Genomic DNA, 1,554 nt, shown 5'->3' with positions numbered 1-1,554 from the left:
TGCCGGTTATCGATCACGAAGGCTGGCGCTGCGTCGGTGTGATCCGTCTGCACGACATTTACCAGGCCGGCCGCCCACCGCGCATTATCTGATTCACACTACACCAGTTGCGTTAAGGGTCTGAATAGTGATACACCCTCTAGAGAATGTACGCGCTTACTTTCCTAGCCGCCCCGTCACGCCTGCTGTCCCTCACCGGCGTCGATGTGTTGATCATTGCCATTTACTTCGCCGCCGTCATCGGAATCGGGTTCTTCCTGAAAGCCCGCACTACGACCGGCGATGATTTCTTTCTGGCAGGCCGCGAAATGACGGCCTGGATTGCCGGCCTCAGTTTCGTGGCTGCCAATCTGGGCTCTCTCGAATTGATGGGCTGGGCCGCTGCCGCCTATCAGTACGGAATCCTCGCTGCGCATTGGTACTGGATCGGCGCGATTCCCGCCATGCTTTTTCTGGGCGTCGTAATGATGCCGTTCTATTACATATCGAAAACGCATTCGGTGCCGGGCTATCTGCAACTGCGTTTCGGCGAACCGTCGCGCGCGCTTTCGGCAATCAGCTTCGGCCTGATGACGCTGCTGATGAGCGGCATCAATATGTACTCCATGGCACTCGTCATGAAAGTGGTGCTTGGCTGGGACATTCACTTTAGCATCTGGGTCTCATCGCTGACGGTGGCTGCGTACGTGTTCCTCGGCGGACTGCTTTCAGCAATTTTCAATGAGGTCTTGCAGTTTGTGCTGATTTGGATGGGTGCGATGTTGATTCCGCTGCTCGGTCTGTACGAAACCGGCGGTTGGAATGGTATGGTCGCGCGTATCGCCAAGAATTTTCCAGGTCAGGATTACACGCATCTCTGGAGCGGTCTCGGATCCTTCACCGGCAATCCGATGGGTATTCATTGGACCGGCATCGTGCTCGGACTCGGTTGGGTAATCTCATTCGGCTACTGGACCACGGACTTCCTCGTCGTACAGCGCGTACTCGCGGCTAAAGATCTGCGGGCGGCCAAGATGGCTCCAATCATCGGCGCTTCCTTCAAGATGATGGTGCCGTTTATTGTGATTCTTCCTGGCCTGCTCGGACTGGCGTTGCTTCCGATGCCTCTCGTTGGTGAGGGTGCGGCAGTGGCCCATGGAGGGCACAGCTATAACGAAGTGCTGCCGCTGATGCTGGCGCGCTACTGCGGTCCCGGTCTGCTGGGTCTCGGTATCACGGCTCTGATTGCCGGCTTCATGTCCGGTATGGCCGGCAACGTCAGCGCGTTCACGACGGTCTGGACCTACGACATCTACCGCGCCTTCATCAAGAAAAACGGCACTGACGCGCACTACCTGACGATGGGTCGGTGGTCCACTGTAGTCGGCGTGCTGGTGAGCATCGGTACGGCCTACCTCGTGATGCAGTTCCTCAGCATTATGGATTATGTGCAGGCGCTCTTCAGCTTCTTCATCGCGCCGCTGTTTGGCACGGTCGTGCTGGGCATGCTTTGGAAGCGCGCGACTTCCGCGGGCGGGTTCTGGGGACTTCTGGCGGGAACCAGTTCCTCAATTG

General features: G+C 57.5%; 1 protein-coding gene. It reads left to right on the top strand.

All coding sequences use genetic code 11. From position 1 onward, the window contains the following. Positions 1-146: 146 nt before the first annotated feature. A partial coding sequence (locus VGK14_RS01065; RefSeq protein ID WP_331507052.1) for a sodium:solute symporter family protein occupies positions 147-1,554 on the top strand: 1,408 nt, incomplete at its 3' end.

The sequence above is a fragment of the Novimethylophilus sp. genome, from assembly GCF_036504375.1.
Classification (GTDB): domain Bacteria; phylum Pseudomonadota; class Gammaproteobacteria; order Burkholderiales; family Methylophilaceae; genus Novimethylophilus.
The sequence above is the reverse complement of the archived record's forward strand: the minus strand, read 5'-3'. Positions and strand labels throughout refer to the sequence as shown.